Origin of the sequence: Nocardiopsis trehalosi NBRC 14201, from assembly GCF_001552555.1 — a bacterium.
GTDB lineage: Bacteria > Actinomycetota > Actinomycetes > Streptosporangiales > Streptosporangiaceae > Nocardiopsis_B > Nocardiopsis_B trehalosi.
The window spans coordinates 1-16,364 of sequence record NZ_BCRK01000143.1; the positions used below are offsets into that span (position 1 = coordinate 1).

The following is a 16,364-nucleotide window of genomic DNA, read 5'->3' on the forward strand; positions in this document are numbered from 1 at the left end:
GGCCGCGCGGACGGCGGCGGCCGGGGTGCGCCGAGGGGGGACCGGGGGCCCCCGTCGGGGCGTGCGGGCGGTGGCGGTGGCGGTGGCGCAAGCGTGCAAAAATGATAATCATTCCGCGAGAGGCGGTGCGGCGCCGGAGGGCCGGACGGCGCGCCGCCGACCCGTTCCGGTGAGGAGAGACGGCACATGGCGAGGTACAACGGCGCGGTGCTGGCCGTACTGCGCCGCGACCCCGGCTTCCGCAGCGCGCAGGAGGTCCACGACGCGCTCACCGCCGCCGCCGACGGCGCCGGCCGCGTCCCGAGCCTGTCGACGGTCTACCGGGCGCTGCGCCGGCTGGCCGGCGACGGCGTGCTCGACACCGGGCACACCGCCGACGGCGAGCGCCTGTACCGCCTGTGCGCCACCTCGGCGCGCCACCACCACCTGCTCTGCCGGTCCTGCGGCGGCGTCACCGAGGTCACCGAGACCCGGGCGGCGGCCGAACTCGCCACCCGCATCGGCACGGCGGGCGGCTACACGGCCGTCGAATACGCCTTCGACCTCTCCGGCATCTGCCCGTCCTGCCAGGACGCCCCCGTGCGGACCCCCGGAGCCGAGGACACCGCCGGGGACCCGGTTCCCTAGGGCGTGCTCTTCGGGGGCTTCCGGATCAGCGAGCGGCCTCGCCCCTACTGCGCCTGCTGCGCAGGCCGGCACAGCGGCGGCCCTGGGCGGCGCCCGCACGCCGATCCGCGAGGTCCGGCGTGGTCCGGCCGTTCGACCTGATCGGCGCACCGCCCGCCGGGGGAGTGGGGGCCGTGGGATGGGACACGGGGGTCCGTCGCGTCGGGGGCCGCGCGGCCGGTGGCCGGCGGCCCGGGGCGGCCTCCGGGGCCCGGAAAACCGCGTGCGCCGGGCGGGCGGGTCCCCGTAGCCTGCACGTCCACCACCCCCCCCGACACCCCCTGGGAGGAGACGCCGTGACCGACCTGCGCAGCATCGACCTCGACGCCCTCAACAGCGCCACCAAGTATCCGAGCATCCCCACCTACCACGCGCTCGGTGAGAAGGGCCGGCTGACCGAGGACGCCGTCCCGTTCTCGGGCACCGTCCACCTCACCGAGAAGGTCGACGGCACGAACGCGCGGATCGCCGTCCTGCCCGGTGGCGCCTACGTCATCGGCTCCCGCGAGGAGCTGCTGTACGCCCGGGGCGACGTCATCGCCAATCCGGCGCTGGGCATCGTGGACGCGCTGCGCGCCGTCGCCGACACCCTCCCCGCCCCCGACACCGGCGTCCGCGTCCACTACCTGGAGGTCTACGGCGGCCGGATCGGCGGGGCGAGCCGGCAGTACAGCGGGACCGGGGCGGTCTCCCACCGGCTGTTCGACGTCGCCGATGTCGACGCGGACGTCCTGACGTGGCCGCGCGTCCGCATCTCCGCCTGGCGCGAGGAGGGCGGCCAGCGGTTCCTCTCCGAGGACGCCCTCGCGGCCGCCGCGCGCGGCGCCGGGCTGGACCTCGTGCCGCGCCTGGGCGAGGTCGACGCCGCCCTGCTGCCCACCGGCGTCCAGGAGATGAGCGACCTGCTCGCCGAGCGCCTGCCCGCGACGCGCGTCGGCCTGGACGACACGGCGGGCGGCGCCCCGGAGGGCATCGTCCTGCGCACGGCGGACCGCTCCACCATCGCCAAGGCCCGCTTCCAGGACTACCGCCGCACCCTCAAGGCCGCCGCGCGGCGCTGACCCGACCGGCACCGCCCCCGGCCGCGCCGGTGGTGTCCCGGGGCGCCGTCCGACGACGGCCCCCGGGGCGCGCCGCCCGCTCGGCGCCGCGCAGACTGGGGGTGTGACAACGAACTACGTCGACACCTTCATCCGCGTCGCCGAGGACTGCCCGGTGGAGTCCGCCGAGGTACCGGCGCGCGCGGGCACCGTCGCCGCCCTCGAATACGGGCTGGTCTCCGCCCGCCCCTACGCCCTGACCTCCGACGACCTCCTGTTCGAGGTGCACGCGATCCGCAACGCGGTGCCCGACGCCGAGCGGGCGGCCGAGCGCGACCGCTTCTTCGCCCGGAGCCGGGCGTGCCTGCGGGCCTCCCCGCTGGCCAAGCGCCACGGGTGGGGTATCCACCACGACGCCGAGGGCCGCGTCGCCCTCGTGGCGGTCGAGTCCGAGCGGTACCGGGAACTCGCCGCCGACCCGGCGCTGAAGCAGCTCCGCGCCATGCGCTCACGCCGCGCCGCGCGCGGCTAGCGGCGCACCGCAGACGCCCGGACCGGCGGAGCGCCCGGACTCGGCGGAGCGCCCGGGGCGGCGGCGCGGCCCGGGGCCGGGCGGCTCGGCGGATCGGGGTGGTCTGGGCCAGGGCGATGCGCCAGTCCCCGTCCCGGCGGGCCAGGACGTAGGTCATGGCGCCGGTGGTGGGCAGCGCGTCCCCGTCGGCGTCGGGCCGCTCGTCGTGGACGGTCTTGGTCGGGCTCACGACCGCGACGTCCGGGGTGGCGAACCGGATGTCGTGGACCTCCAGCGCGGTCCGGACGTCCTTGAGCGGGGAGGCGAGCGCCTGCGCCATGGCCGCGAGAAGGCGTCGCGCCCGAAGAGGCGGCGGCCGCCGGAGTTGACGATCACGGTCTCGGCGGTGTGCAGCTCCGGCAGGACGGCGGCGTCGAACTGCGCCTCCTCGGAGCGCGCCACCAGGGCGCGGATGCGCTGCTCGTCGGTGGCAGTGGCAGTGGCAGCGGGGGTGGCGGTGGGGGTCGTGGTGTCCATGGGCCGAAGCTACGACCTCGACCATTCTTGAGGTGAAACCTTCGGCAGAATGCCCGCATGGCGACCACTTCGGCGCGCGCACTGCGCCTGCTCTCGCTCATCGGAACGGGCGAGACCCTCTCCGGCCGGGACCTCGCGGAGCGCCTGGGCGTCTCCGGGCGCACGGTCCGCCGCGACATCGACATGCTGCGCGAACTCGGCTACGCCATCGAACCCGTCAAGGGGACCGGAGGCGGGTACCGCATCGGGGCCGGCGGCGCGCTCCCGCCGCTCGTCCTGGACGAGGACCAGGCGGTGGCGATCGCGGTGTCCCTGCAGGCCACCTCCGCCGTCCTGCGCGGGATCGAGGAGTCCGGCCGGCGGGCGCTGGCGACGGTGCGCCAAGTGCTGCCCCGGCGGCTGCGCGCCGACGCCGACGCCTTCACGTTCACGGCGGTGCCCAACCTGTGGGAGTTCCCGGCCGACCCGATCGACGCCGGGCTCGTGCGCGAGGTCGGGTCGGCGGTCCGGCGGCGGCTGGTCGTCCGGCTGGTCTACCGGGACGGCGCCGGGGAACCCGCCGCGCTGCGGGTCGAACCCCACCACCTCGTGGTGTGGGCGGCGCGCTGGTACCTCGCCGCCCACGACCCCGCCGCCGACCGCTGGCGGGTCCTGCGCCTGGACCGCGTCCGCGACGCGCGGACGACCAACGTCCCCTTCGCCGACCGCCCCCTGCCCCCCGGCGGCGCGGTGGGCCTGGTGAAGCGGACGGCCGACCGGGGCGACCGGGCGGCGGACTGGCCCTGCACGGGCTCCGCCGTGCTCCGCCTGCCGGCGGCCACGGCCGCCGAGTTCGTGCCCGGGGGCGCCGTCGTGGACGCGGTCTCCGCGCACGCGTGCCGCGTGGTGATGGGCGCCTGGTCCTGGGCCGGGCTCGCCGGGCTGTTCATCACCTTCGGGGCCGAGATGACCGACGTGGAACCGGCCGAGCTGCGCCGCGCCTTCGCCACCGTGCGCGGCCGACTGGAGCGGATCCCCCTCGGCGACGGCGCACGGTAGCGGCCATCCGGTGTCCGCCTGCGGTGCCATCCTCCCCGCATCGGACCACGAGAGAGGGGCGCACATGCGCGTCATCGTCATCGGCGGCGGCATCGGCGGGCTCGCGCTGGCAGCGGGACTGCGGCGGCACGGCGTCGACGTCGCCGTCCACGAGCGCGACACGGACCTGTCCGCGACGGGCGGCTACCACATCACCCTCGACGGGAACGCCCAGGCGGCGCTGGCCGAGCTGGTCGCGCCGGACGTCCTGGAGCGGCTGCTGGCGTCGGCCTCGGCCGTGCGGCTGCGCGAGCCGGACGTCTTCTGGGACCACCTCGGCCGGGAACTCGGCCAGGGCCGGGTGAAGGGCAACGACGCGAGCGTCGACGTCGACCGGATCACCCTCCGCCTGCTGCTCGCCGAGGCCGCCGGTGACAGCCTCACCCTGGGCCGCACCTGCACCGGCTTCGAACGCGGCCCCGACGGCACGGTCACGGCCGCGTTCCAGGACGGCGCCTCCGCCGACGGGGACCTGCTCGTCGGCGCGGACGGCGCCCACTCGGTCGTCGCGCGGCGCCTCGCCGGCGGCCCCACCCACCGCGCCACCGGACTCGTCGGCGTCTCCGGCCGCACCCCGGCCGACCGCCTCGACGCGGACGGGCTGCGGCGCCTCGGGCCCCGCTCGGGCCTGGCGGTCGGCCCGTACGGGACGGCGCTGTACGTCGGCTTCCTCGACCCCGTCGGCCGCGCCGTGCTCGACGCGCCGCACCTGCGCGCGTCCGTGACGACCGGCCCGACCTACATCTGGGGCGCGATGTTCCCCGAGGCGGCCGGGCCGAGCGCGCCCCGCGCGCTGCCCGGCCCGCGACTCCGGGACGCCACCCTCGACCTGCTGCGGCGGCGCGGGTGGGGCCCCCGCCCGCTGGACGTCGTCGAGCGCTCCGAGGCGGAGGACGTCGCCTACTACCGGTTCAACGCCGCCACGACCGACCCCCGGCGGATGGCGCCGTGGCCGGCCGGTACCGCCACCGCGCTCGGCGACGCGGTCCACGCCACCCCGCCGACCGCGGGCATGGGCGCGGGCGCCGCCATCCGCGACGCCGCGCGCCTGGTGCGCGAGATCGTGGAGGTCCGCGCGGGCCGCAAGGCCGCGGCGGTCGCGGTCGGCGACTTCGAGGCCGACATGCGCGAGCGCGGGGCCGCCGTCGTCGCACTCGCCCTGCGGACCGTCCACGGGGTGCTCGCCACCGACACGCGCCTGGGGGCGCCGCTCACCCGGGCCGCCCTCCCGCTCCTCGCGGGGGCCGCCGCGCTGCGCGGGCGCCGGACCGCCGCGGCGGACGGGTGAGGGCGCGCCGCGCCCGCCGACCCGCGGCGGGCGCCGGAGGGCCGGCGCCCGCGCAGTGTCAGCCGAGGTCGGCGGCGCCCTCGTAGGCCGCCACCGGCGCGTCGCCCGTGGTCGCGTACTCGATGAGCAGCACGCCCTTCCCGGTGACCTCGTGGGCGGTGACCCGGAGCCCGACGGGCACGCCGGGGTGGTCGAGCAGCCGCCGCCCCGACCCGGCCACGGTCGGGGCGACGGCCAGCCGGAGCGTGTCGACCAGGCCCGCCGCGAGCAGGGCGCCGCCGAGCCGGGCGCTGCCGTGGATCTGGAGTTCCCGCCCGGGCCGCGCCTTCAGCTCCGCGACGGCCGCGACCGGGTTGCCGCGCAGCACGGTCGTCGGGTTCCAGGTCCCCTCGGTGAGGGTCGCGGACACCACGTACTTGGGCAGGGCGTTCATCCGCTCGGTGAACGGGTCGTCCGGGTCGGTGATCTGCGGCCAGTCCCGGGCGAACGCCTCGTAGGTGCGCCGCCCCAGCAGCAGGCCGCCGGCGAGGTCCAGCCACGCGGACGTCCGCCGGACGAAGGCCGCGTCCAGGTAGGGCACCAGCCACCCGCCCCGGGTGAAGCCCCCGCTGGTGTCCTCGGTGGGCGAACCGGGGCCCTGGCTGACGCCGTCGAGCGTGACGAACTGCGTCAGGGCGACCTTCATCGCGCGGCCCCGCTCTCCGCGCACCGGGCGAGCTGGTCGGTGACCGAGCCCCAGCCGTCGGCGAAGCCGAGCGCCGCGTGGCGGGCGCGGGCGGCCGGGTCGCCGTGGCGGACGGTGATCCGGTAGTCCGTGCCGTCCGGATGGTCGCGCAGGACGACCTCGGCGGTCATGGGGACCGGGGCGGGGACGGCGGGGCGCCAGGCGCTGTCGACGGCGTTGGTGAACACGATGCGGTCGGGCTCCTCGACCACGAGGAAGCAGGCGTCGAGGTGCGGGACGAACTCCGCGCCGTCGTCGCTCATCCGGGTCACCAGGCCCCCGCCGGGGCGGACGTCCAGGCGGTCCACGCGGCACACGGTCGGAGCCGGGATCCACCACCGCTCGAAGAGGGACGGATCGGTCCACGCCCGCCACACGGCGGCACGGGGGGCGCGGATGATCCGCTCCACGGACAGGTCGAGCTCGGGGTTCACTGCTGCTCCTCTTCGAGACGGGTGACGAGGTGGTCGAGCCGGTCGGTCCGGTCCGCCCAGACGCGGTGCTGCTCCGCGAGCCAGTCCTCGACCAGGGCGAGCCGGTCGCGGTTGAGCACGCAGGTGCGCACCCGTCCCGTCTTGACCGTGCGGATCAGGCCGTGGGTCTCCAGCGTCCGCACGTGCTTCATGAAGGACGGGAGGGTCATCGGGAACTCGCGGGCGAGCTCGCCCACGCTCGTCGGGCCGCGGCCGAGGCGCCGGACGACGCCGCGCCGCGTCGGGTCGGCCAGGGCGGCGAACACTCCGTCGACCTCCGCCGAATACTGTGCCATGTGGCTAAGTATTGTCCGTCGAGACACTCAGCGCAAGGGCAAAGTGTCCGTGTCGGGCCGTGGCGGGGAGCGGGCCGGCCCGCGGGCCGGCGCCGACCGTCAGGGGCCGATGGTGGGCGCGGCGTCCGGCTCCAGGGCGTCCGCGTCCGCCGGCGCCGCGCCGTCCGCCCCGCCGTCCGCGTCGCCGCCGGGCTCCGGGCGCACCGTGCCGGCCGTCCCGTCGATGGTGATGAGGTCGCCGTCGCGGATGCGCCGGGTGGCGTCCCGCAGGCAGATCACCGCCGGGATGCCGTACTCGCGCGCCACCGTCGGGCCGTGCGCGATCGGCGACCCCGTCTCGGTCACCAGCCCCGCCGCCGTCATGAACAGCGGCGTCCACCCGGGATCGGTGGTGGGGGCAACCAGGATCTCGCCCGGCTCCAGGTGCGCCCCGGCCGGGTCGCGCACCACCCGGGCCCGGCCCGTGGCCCGCCCCGGCGCGGCGGGCGTGCCCGCCATCGTGCCCTCCACCGCCGGCGGGGCGGGGAGCAGCGACTCCACGTCGGTGCCGTCCGACAGCAGCAGGCCGGGCACCACCGGGCGGCGCAGCTCGCGCCGGTGGTCGGCCCGCCGCCGGGCCACCGTCCCCCGGTGGTCGGCCCCCTCCGCCACCGCCGTCCGCACCTCGGCCAGGTCCAGGAACATGACGTCGCCGGCGTCCTCCAGCAGGCCGCGGTCGGCCAGCTCCGCGCCGATCAGCAGCAGCTGCCGCCGCATCTGGTGGTAGGGGAGGAGCCAGGCGTACTTGGCCAGCTCGCGCAGCCCCGTCAGCTCGCGCGAGCGGCGCATCAGGAAGACCCCCACGCGGCCGCGGACCGAACCGAGCCGGCGCGCGCGCCCGTCCAACTCGGCGATCACCGCCTCGGCACGCTCGGCGGCGCGGGCGAACCGCCGGTCGGGCGCCTGCCCGGGGTCGTCCAGCCGCAGGTAGTTCGCGATCGCGCCGAACAGCGGGGTCGGGTCGTCGCCCCACCGCGGCATGCCGATGTCGACCTCGGCCGCCGCCCGGTGCCCATAGACGGCGAGGAACCCCGCCATCCCGATGTCGGGAAGGTCGCCGGCCCGGTAGCGCCGCGCCAACTCCTCGGGCGGGGTGTCCCGGAACAGCCCGCGGTGCGCGGCCGCCACGGACGCCAGGCGCCACAGCTCCAGGTTCATCTCGGTGGTGACGTTGTGCGGCATGCCGCCCAGGACCGCGTCGGCCTCCTCCGGCGCGGCGATGCCCGCCAGCAGCACCGAGGGGAGCACGCCGAGGGCGATGCCGGTGGTCATCGGCCACATCAGCTCGCCGAGGCCGTGGAACATCACGTCCTTGAAGTGGTCCCCCTCCAGGAGCCGCAGCCGGTCCAGGGCCGGGGCGTCGGCGGGCAGCGGGTCGGCGGACTCCGCCCGGAGCCGCCGCACCCCGTCGAGCGCCCTGCGGCGGGCCGTCGCGGGCCGCACCACCGAGCGGGCGACGCCGACCAGCGCGGACGGCGCCCACCGCAGCGCCAGCCCCGCCAGCGGGCCGGTGCTCAGCGGCATGGACCGCACGGGCGAGAAGTCCGGTTGCGCCAGCAGGTACTCCACGGCCTCCTTCACCCGGGGTCCGTAGACGTCCATCCCCGCCGACAGGCGCGACCGGAACGCCGTGCTGCGGAGCAGGTCGGTGAGGTCGCAGTACAGGCGGCCGCCGATGCCGACGAGCACGGGGGTCCACGCGCCGCCCGGCCCGCGGGTCCGCATGTACGCGCCCATCCACCCGTCCGTGGTCAGCTTGAGCGCGGACAGGCCCATGGGGGTGATCGGGCGGAGCAGCCCCTGCATGTGGCCCATCTCCATGTAGGCGCGGGGCCGCGGCAGGTGGGCGTCGTCGGGCAGCGGGAACAGGGTGGTGATCGCGCGGGACTGGAGCAGCCACAGGACCCCGTCGGCGTCGTAGGCCCACTCGACGTCCTGCGGCGCGCCGAAGTACCGCTCCAGGCGCCCGCCCGCCGCGCGCAGCTCCGCCGCCTGGGCGCGGGACAGGCAGCCGTCGCCGGGGCCGTCCACCCCGTCCGGCCCCATGGTGTAGTGGTCGGGCACGGCGGTGCCGTCGACCACGCCGGTGCCCGGCCCGCGCACGGCGTCGGCGACCATGACCGACCGGCTGCCGCTGAGCGGGTCGGCGGTGAACAGCACGCCGGCGGTCTCCGCGTCGACCATGCGCTGCACCACGACCGCCATGTAGGTCCCGGCGCGGTCGATGCCGTGGGTGCGCCGGTAGGCGTCGGCCCGCTCGGAGTCGAGCGAGGCCCAGCACCGCCGCACCGCCGCCACCAGGTCCGGCACGCCCTCGACGTCGAGAACGGTGTCCTGCTGCCCGGCGAAGCTGGCGTCGGGCAGGTCCTCGGCGGTGGCGCTGGAGCGCACGGCCACCCGCCCGCCGCCCAGGCGGGCGTAGGCGTCGGCGAGTTCGCGTTCGGGGACGGCGCCCGACCGGTGCGCCTCGGTGGTCAGGCAGAACCCGGGCGGGACGCGCTCGCCCGCCCGCACCAGGCCGCCCAGGCCGGCGGCCTTGCCGCCGACGAGGCCGATCATGCCGGGGCCGATCTCCGCCAGGTCGAGGACCATGTCCACGCCACTCACCCCTCACTCCGTTCGGGGCCGCCGCGTCCGCCCCGCGCCGTCCTCGGGGGGCGAGACGCCGCAGCGGGGCGGGAGGCGGTCCGGAGGCGGTCGCGCCGCCGGCCCACGGCATGTCCAGGGCCGTTCCGCCTCGAATGTACGCCGCGGTCCGCCGGGGTCCAGGGGTCCGGCGCGGTTCATACGCGGTCTTGACGCGCCCGTGCCGGGCCTCCGGTCACGCCCGCAGCCGGGCCGCCTGTAGAGCGCTCAGCCGGCGCACGAACAGGGCGGTGACGACGGCCGCGGGTACGGCCAGGAGCTGCCCCGCCAGGTTGGCCCAGACGAGGGGGTCGAGTACGTACCGGTCGAGGCTGTCGTATCCGGGGATGTTCTCCGTCCGGATGGACTCGGGCCACGGAGTGAAGACGAACGGCCAGGTCACCAGCGTGGTGAGCCACAGCACCCACCAGGTGTGCAGGAGGCCGGCCGGGGCCATCGCACCGCTCGGTCCGGGCGGGCTGGAGGCGTGCCAGACGTCGTCGGCGATCTGCTTGGGCAGGAACAGGTTGCCCACCGGGACGAACCACCCGCCCACGGCCATGGACGCCCGGTAGCGCAGCCGCCCTGGCGCGAACCGCTCGGCGATGTCCCGTGCCCGGCGGAACCACGGCAGCCAGACCCCGATCAGCGCCGCGATCAACGCCACCTGGGGGTAGAAGAGGATGAAGCCGTACATCTCATGCTCGGTCATCAGGTGGTCGTACAGGTCCGTGCTGTCCCATCGTGCGTGACCGTTGGCGATGGTGATCTGGTACGTCGCGGTGACGGTGGCGAGCAGCACGTGAAGGCCGAGCAGGACGTAGAGGGCCGCCTGCAGCCCCGAGGCCGGGTGCAGCGGCCCCCGGCCGCGCGCGCCGCGACGCTCTTCGGCCAGCAGCGGGCCGGTCACCCCGGCTGCCTCCTCGGTCCCACCGTGCGGCGGGGCGGTCCGGGGAGCGGGCCCGCCGGGGGCCGCGCCCCCGGTCGGCGGCCCGAAGGCGGTCAGCGCCAGGGTCCGGTGCTCGGCGATGACCTGGGTGAGGTCGTCGGGCAGCCACCGGCCACCGCCCGCGCCGGGGCCGGTCGCGGCGAGCGCGGTGAGGCGGGCCAGCACGTCCGCCAGGGCGGGCCGGGCAGCGGGGTCCTTCGCCAGGCACGCCCCGACCAGGCCGGCCAGCGGCTCGGGCAGCCCGGCCAGGTCGGGGGCGGTGTGCACCACCCGGTAGACCACGGCGTGGACGGGGCCGTCGCCGAACGGGCTGCGGCCGGTGGCGGCGTGGGCCAGCACGCAGCCCAGGGAGAACACGTCGGAGGCCGGCCCGACCCGCTCCGCGCGGGCCTGTTCGGGCGACATGAACGCGGCGGTGCCCAGGACGGTGGCGGTGCGGGTGTGGGAGGTCGTGTCCAGGGCGCGGGCGATGCCGAAGTCGATGAGCCGGGGCCCGTCCTCGGCGAGGATGACGTTGGCCGGCTTGAGGTCGCGGTGCACCACGCCGCACGCGTGCACCGCCGCGAGCCCCTCGGCCAGCCCGGCGCCGAGCACCGCCACCGACCCCGGCGGCAGCGGGCCGTGGTCGGCCACCGCCTGGTGCAGGGAGGGGCCCGGGATGTAGGCGGTGGCCAGCCACGGCGGGTCGCCGTCGGGGTCGGCGTCGACCACCTGCGCGGTGTAGAACCCGCCCACCCGCCGCGCTGCGGCGGCCTCGGCCGCGAAGCGGCGCCGGAAGGTGCCGTCGTCGGCGAGTTCGGGGCGCACCACCTTGACCGCGACCAGCCGCCCGCCGGGGGAGCGGCCCAGGAACACGTGGCCCATCCCTCCGGTTCCGAGCCGCCCGTGGAGCCGGTAGGGACCGATGTGCGCGGGGTCGCCGCCGCTGAGGTTCTGCACCATGGCACCGCTTCTGCGTGGGGGGTTCGCCGAACGGAGTCCGATGATGGCAGAAACGCGCCCCTGCGGGTGGTCCGCGCCGCCCCCGGCCACGGCCGACCCCGGCGGTGGCCGTCCCGCCCGCCTCCGACGGCCGGCCGGGCGCGGGCGGGGACGAGGCGCGCCGGGGGCGCACGACCGGAGCGCCCCTGCGCGCGCCCCCGGCACCGCACGCGGCGGGCCCGTGCCCCAGGTCCGGTGATCTTGGGTCCGGGGGCCCACGACGCCCGACCCCGGTGGGGCGTACGTTACGTGCACCCCGTCCCCCCGTCCCCCCGTCCCCGCGTCCCGCGTCGGCGCCCACCCCGCCGTCCGCCGCACCGGCCCCGGAAAGCCGCCCCCATGCCCCGTTCGCGCCGCGTCCCCCGCCCCGCCGCCGATCGCGGCGCGGGCTACCCCGAGTACGCGCTGACGGTCCTGCTGGTGGCCGCCGTGCTGGCGGCCCTGATCGGCTCGGGCGTCTCCGCGCGCGTGTCCGAGGGCATCGCCGACGCGGTGTGCGCGGTCGGCGCGGCCGCTCAGGACGACCGCGACTGCGGGTCGGACGCGGGCGCCACCGGCGGCGCGCCCCGGCCCCTGGCCGCCGCCGACCCCACCGGGGCGGGCTGGCTGGTCCCGCTGGAGGACCTGCCCGGCCCCCCGCCGCCGCAGGAGGGGCGGGGCGATCTGGGCCAGTGGGAGCCGGGCGCGGACGAGGAGTGGTTCTCCTTCGAGGACCGGGGAGACTACACCTGGGACTGCGGGACGGTCGCGGACGTGGCCTGCAAGATCGGCGGCGGGTTCGCCCAGGGGGTGCGCGACCTGTGGGACGGGGCCGCCTCGGGGCTCTGCCTGCTGCACGTGTGCTCCCACGCCGGGTTCACGGAGAACTGGTCGTCGGTCGGCCAGGTCTTCCGGCAGAACCCGCTGACCACCGCCGGGCAGATGTGGGAGGGCTTCTCCGCGCCCTTCCGCGAGAACTGGCGCGAGGCCGGGCCCGGCAAGACCATCGCCTACGCCCTGCCCGCCGCCCTCGGCGGGGCGCTCAAGGCGTTCAAGTTCCTCGGCCGCGACCGCGCCGACCCGCCCGACCCGCTCACCGCCGGCGACCTGCGCGCCGACCTGGACGAGGCGCGGGCGGCGGCGGAGCGCGGGGACATCGAGGCCGCCGACGAGGCGATCGCGGCCGCCCAGGACAAGATCGACGACGTCGCCGAGCGCGCCGAGCACGCCGGCTGCCCCAGCGCCGCCCCGGCGCGCCCGGCCGGCACCGGCCCCACCCCCATGGCCACCGCGCCGCTCCACCTGGCGGCGGGCGGCGACTGCGGGGCGGCCGACCGGCTCGCAGCCGAACTCGGCGTCACCGGCGACGCCCACCTGGCCGACATCCTCGACACCGAGCGCCGGCGCCGCGACTTCTTCGCCACCCGCACGGGCCGCCGCGTCGCCGCCCAGGTGGAGGAACTGCTGAACACCGCCGACGAGGCCGAGGAGTTCGGCCGCGAGGGCCGGAGCCGCAAGGCCGAGCGGCGCGCCGACCGCGCCCGGACCCTGGCCGAGGACCTGCGCCGCCAGGCCGACAAGGAGACCGACCCCGACCGCCGCCGGTTCCTGGAGGACGCCGCCGACACCGCCGACCTCGCCCTGGTCCGCGCCCGCGACGGCGCCCGGACGGCCCAGATGGTCCAGCGCCTGGACGACGTCCCCGGCAGTGTCACCAGCCCCACGGGCCCCAAGCCGCTCCGCGAGCAGTGGGCCCAGGTCGATCCGGTGATGGACTACAACGGGACGGGCGCCCCCTACCTGGACCGCGCCACCGTGGGCGAGGGCGGGCGTCCGATCCTGCGGGTCGACCGCTCCCTCTACAACAGCGACGCCGAGCTGACCGCGGCGGTCGCCCGCACGCTGATCCTCGACGGGCGCGGCTACTACGAGCGGCGCGCCGACGGCCTGCGCGCCATCAACTGGCGCCAGCGCGACGAGTGGAACCGCGGCGACCTGTCCATCTACGTCCAGACCTCGGTCAACTTCCAGACCGAGGGGTACCTCGCGTCGGTGCGCGCCCTGGACAACGACGGCATCGCCCCGGCCCACGTCGCCGACCCGATGATGCGCCAGATCTACAGCGAGGCCCTCGACCACGTCGAGGCCCACCCCGATCGGCTGCGCGACGCCAAGGGCCGCCCGCTCAAGGGCGACGAGCTGGCCGCCGCGCGGGAGGACCTGATCCGCAGCAGCATCGAGCGGTCGATGGCCATGCCCCAGGACGGGCTCGGCGGCCAGCGCCCCATCGACGCGTTCGTCGACGAGTACGAGTCGGTCCACCCCCGGGGCGAGGACGACTACTGACCCACGACGCCCGGAAGTCTCGCGGAACGCGGGTTCCGGGACGCCGACGGCGGCCGTGCCCTGCACGTGGCGGCTCGACAGGGGCGGCCCGGGCGACACCCCGGGCCGGACGTCCGGCTCCGGTCGGCGTGGGTGCGTTCGCGGTGGTTGTAGCGTGGGTGGGGCACGGTGCCGCGCGGACGCGGCCCCGCGCCGGCGTGCCGGGGCTCCCCGGGCGCCCGCGTCAGGCTTCGGCGGCGAGACGAGGGATGGCGTTGGCACGCGGTACACCACGGCGACCGGTGGGGCTGAAGGCCGCCCTCGACCGCTTGGGCGTGGGCGCCTACGCCGTGGACGCCGAGGAGCGCATCGTCGAGGTCAACACCCGCGCGGCGCACCTGCTGGCGCGCGCCGCCGACGGCCTGATCGGCCGGGACGCCCGCGAGGCGCTGCACCGCGACCGGCAGGGGCGGGTGGCGGCCTGGGGCGACCCCGACCGGGCGGTGTCCGCGGGGCGGCCCGTGCGCGCCGAACGGGCGTGGTTCGAGCGGGGCGACGGGTCCCTGCTGCCCGTCTCCTGGTTCCGGCTGCCGTGCGAACCGGACGACCAGGGCGCGCACGCGCTCGTCTTCTTCCACGACGTCGGCCCCGAGGGCGACGCCGGGCCGGCGGCCTCGGGCGCGCGCACCCTGTCGCAGCTGGAGCGGCTGGCGCTGCTGGCCGACACGACCGCGCAGCTCATCTCCAACATCGATGTGCAGAGTGCGCTGTGGCGGGTCGTCGGGCTGATGCTGCCCCGGATCGCCGACTGGGCCGTCATCGACCTGATCACCGAGCACGACGAGGTCTCGCGCGAACTCGTGGTGCACGCGGAACCGGGTGGCCTGGTCGCGCACGAAGAGCTGCAGGGCCCCATGCCGCCGGTCATCGAGACGTCGACCATGCCCCTGTCCAAGGCCCTGCGCGGGGTGACCTCCACGCTCGTCGGTCCGCAGACCTACGCGGGCGAGCCCGATACGGGGATCACCGTGGAGCAGCAGAAGCTGTTCGAGGTGACCGGCATCGAGACCGCCGCCATCGTCCCCATCCGGGGGCCGAGCGAAGTGGTGGGCGCGCTCACCCTGGGCCGGTCGGCCGCCGACGAGGCGTTCACGGCCGGCGACCTCGCGGTGGTGGAGGACATCGCCCGGCGGATCGGCATCGCGCTGGAGAACTGGCGCCACTACCAGCGCCAGCGCCAGGTCGCGGAGACCATGCAGCGCTACCTGCTGCCGCACCTGCCGCACGTGCCGGGGGTGGAGATGACCGCGCGGTACCTGCCCGCGCCGGACGCCTCCCACGTCGGCGGCGACTGGTACGACGCCTTCCCGCTGCCCAGCGGCGACACGGCGGTGGTCGTCGGCGACGTCCTCGGGCACGACCTGGAGGCCGCGGCGGGCATGGCCCAGCTCCGCAACATGCTGCGGGCCTACGCCTGGTCGCAGGAGCAGCCCCCGCACGGCATCGTGGAGCGGCTGGCGCAGGCCATGGAGCACGTGAGCGACGTCCTCATGGCCACCATGATCCTGGCCCGCCTGTCGCGGGACCGCGAGGGCGGGTGGGAGCTGCTGTGGACCAGCGCCGGGCACCCGCCCCCCTTGCTGGTCGACCGCACGGGTGTGGCGCACTACCTCGAAGAGGGCAACGGCGTCCTGCTCGGCGCGGACGCCCGGGTACCGCGCAGCGACGCGCGCGTCGGCCTACCGCCGGGGTCGACGCTCGTGCTCTACACCGACGGCCTGATCGAGTCCCGCGACCGGTCCCTGGACAGCGGTCTCGACAACATGCGCCGCCACGCGGCCGCGCTGGCCCACCGCCCGTTGGAGGTCTTCGCCGACCAGCTCCTCCGGCGCGCCCGTCCGGCCGGCAACGATGACGACGTCGCCCTCCTCGTCATCCGCATCCCGCGGTGAGCGGCACCTGCCGGGGCGCCGTCAGGCGGTGCGGCCGGTGCGGTCGGTGCGGACGCCCTCGCGTGCGGCGCGGAGCCGGCCGGCGCGCAGCGTGTGCCGCGCGGGCCCCTGCGCGGGGCGCCCCGCCCGAGCGAGCGCCTCGGTGACCTTGGCGGTGCGTTCGAGGCCGTCCACCCCCCGCGCGGTTTCGGCGGTGGTCTGATCGATGCGCGTCGCCTGCCGCTTGAGGTCGCCGACGTCCCAGCCGATGCGCTCCAGGCGCGTGTCGTGCGCCGCGAAACGGTTGTCCGCCGCGGCCTCCGCCTGTTCGCCCCGCACGGCTTGGTGCCGGGCCTGGTGGTCCACGTCGTCCAGGAGTCTCAGGATCTTGTAGGACCTGGCGAGGTTGAGGGAGCCGTACGTCACGGCCGCACCGGAGAGCGCCGCGATCATGATCCGGACGTTTTCGGGATCCATGGTGGGCCACTGTAGCGCCGTCCGGGCGGGGGCTCCAGCGGGGTGGCGCCGCCCCGCCCCCGGGACGGCGGCGCCCCCGTCCCCGTGTTCCTGGGGCGGGGGCGGTGGGGGAGCGGCACTCGTTCGGCCGCCGGCCCGGGCTCAGTCCTCGATCGCCTGGTAGAGGGTGGTCCAGAAGTCGTTGATGAGCCGCGCCGGGTCCGGCACGGACATGCCGACCTGGGTGAGCAGGATGCCGGTGAGCCCGTTGACCGGGTCGGCGTAGGTGGAGGTGCCGGCCCCGCCGTCCCAGCCGAACTGGCCGATGGGCGCGTAGTCGGCGCGGTAGGTGCGCACCGCCATGCCGTAGCCCCAGCCGCCCTGCTGGCCCTGGCCGAACGACACGTGGACGTTCTCGGTGGCCATGGCGGTCCGGGCGGCGGTCTGCTCCGGCGTCATCCGGTTGG

General features: G+C 76.7%; 13 protein-coding genes and 2 pseudogenes. 7 read left to right on the forward strand and 8 right to left on the reverse strand.

Going from position 1 to position 16,364, the window contains the following annotated elements; translation table 11 throughout:
- Positions 1 to 186: 186 nt before the first annotated feature.
- From NT8_RS21010 to NT8_RS30990, 3 genes are all read left to right on the forward strand, one after another.
- Positions 187 to 627, forward strand: coding sequence for a Fur family transcriptional regulator (locus NT8_RS21010; protein ID WP_067972414.1), 441 nt, complete (start codon positions 187 to 189; stop codon positions 625 to 627).
- Positions 628 to 962: 335 nt separating this feature from the next.
- Positions 963 to 1,727: an RNA ligase family protein gene (locus NT8_RS21015; RefSeq protein ID WP_067972417.1), complete on the forward strand. Its 765-nt coding sequence runs from the start codon at positions 963 to 965 to the stop codon at positions 1,725 to 1,727.
- A 103-nt stretch (positions 1,728 to 1,830) separates the two neighbouring features.
- Positions 1,831 to 2,238 (forward strand): DUF6157 family protein, encoded by a 408-nt coding sequence (locus NT8_RS30990; RefSeq protein WP_067972419.1) that lies wholly within the window; start codon positions 1,831 to 1,833, stop codon positions 2,236 to 2,238.
- A gap of 175 nt (positions 2,239 to 2,413) precedes the next feature.
- Here NT8_RS30990 and NT8_RS31500 read toward each other — a convergent pair.
- Positions 2,414 to 2,779: pseudogene (locus NT8_RS31500) on the reverse strand (hypothetical protein); the annotation flags it as partial.
- Between the two features lie 32 nt (positions 2,780 to 2,811).
- Between NT8_RS31500 and NT8_RS21030 the strand changes: the two are divergent.
- A complete protein-coding gene (locus tag NT8_RS21030; protein WP_067972424.1) occupies positions 2,812 to 3,792 on the forward strand; it encodes a helix-turn-helix transcriptional regulator in 981 nt (326 codons plus the stop codon).
- A 64-nt stretch (positions 3,793 to 3,856) separates the two neighbouring features.
- Positions 3,857 to 5,119: an FAD-dependent oxidoreductase gene (locus tag NT8_RS21035; RefSeq protein WP_067972426.1), complete on the forward strand. Its 1,263-nt coding sequence runs from the start codon at positions 3,857 to 3,859 to the stop codon at positions 5,117 to 5,119.
- Positions 5,120 to 5,177: 58 nt separating this feature from the next.
- On the opposite strand, the gene NT8_RS21040 is transcribed toward NT8_RS21035, so the two are convergent.
- The 5 genes from NT8_RS21040 to NT8_RS21060 form a co-directional block, all read right to left on the reverse strand.
- Positions 5,178 to 5,804, reverse strand: coding sequence for a dihydrofolate reductase family protein (locus NT8_RS21040; protein ID WP_067972428.1), 627 nt, complete (start codon positions 5,802 to 5,804; stop codon positions 5,178 to 5,180).
- Complete coding sequence (locus NT8_RS21045; RefSeq protein WP_067972431.1) at positions 5,801 to 6,277, reverse strand: SRPBCC domain-containing protein; 477 nt, start codon at positions 6,275 to 6,277, stop codon at positions 5,801 to 5,803. Before NT8_RS21045 ends, NT8_RS21040 begins: the two co-directional genes overlap by 4 nt.
- Positions 6,274 to 6,612 carry an ArsR/SmtB family transcription factor gene (locus tag NT8_RS21050; RefSeq protein ID WP_067972434.1) on the reverse strand — a complete coding sequence of 113 codons (339 nt, stop codon included), beginning with the start codon at positions 6,610 to 6,612 and terminating at the stop codon, positions 6,274 to 6,276. The genes NT8_RS21045 and NT8_RS21050 overlap by 4 nt, the downstream gene beginning before the upstream one ends.
- A gap of 99 nt (positions 6,613 to 6,711) precedes the next feature.
- Complete coding sequence (locus tag NT8_RS21055; RefSeq protein WP_067972452.1) at positions 6,712 to 9,243, reverse strand: PEP/pyruvate-binding domain-containing protein; 2,532 nt, start codon at positions 9,241 to 9,243, stop codon at positions 6,712 to 6,714.
- 229 nt (positions 9,244 to 9,472) lie between these two features.
- On the reverse strand, positions 9,473 to 11,167 hold the full coding sequence (locus NT8_RS21060; protein ID WP_067972437.1) for a protein kinase domain-containing protein: 1,695 nt from the start codon (positions 11,165 to 11,167) through the stop codon (positions 9,473 to 9,475).
- A gap of 378 nt (positions 11,168 to 11,545) precedes the next feature.
- Between NT8_RS21060 and NT8_RS21065 the strand changes: the two genes are divergently transcribed.
- The gene (locus NT8_RS21065) at positions 11,546 to 13,531 is read left to right on the forward strand and encodes a coiled-coil domain-containing protein (protein ID WP_067972440.1); all 1,986 of its coding nucleotides are present in this window, start codon (positions 11,546 to 11,548) and stop codon (positions 13,529 to 13,531) included.
- Between the two features lie 281 nt (positions 13,532 to 13,812).
- Entirely contained in the window at positions 13,813 to 15,462 is a 1,650-nt protein-coding gene (locus NT8_RS21070) for a GAF domain-containing SpoIIE family protein phosphatase (RefSeq protein ID WP_245646261.1), read from the forward strand.
- Between the two features lie 21 nt (positions 15,463 to 15,483).
- Here the strand turns inward: NT8_RS21070 and NT8_RS21075 are convergent, their stop codons facing one another.
- Together NT8_RS21075 and NT8_RS21080 are read right to left on the reverse strand one after the other, a co-directional pair.
- The gene (locus NT8_RS21075) at positions 15,484 to 15,918 is read right to left on the reverse strand and encodes a hypothetical protein (RefSeq protein WP_067972445.1); all 435 of its coding nucleotides are present in this window, start codon (positions 15,916 to 15,918) and stop codon (positions 15,484 to 15,486) included.
- A gap of 141 nt (positions 15,919 to 16,059) precedes the next feature.
- A pseudogene (locus NT8_RS21080) lies at positions 16,060 to 16,364 on the reverse strand (serine hydrolase); the annotation flags it as partial.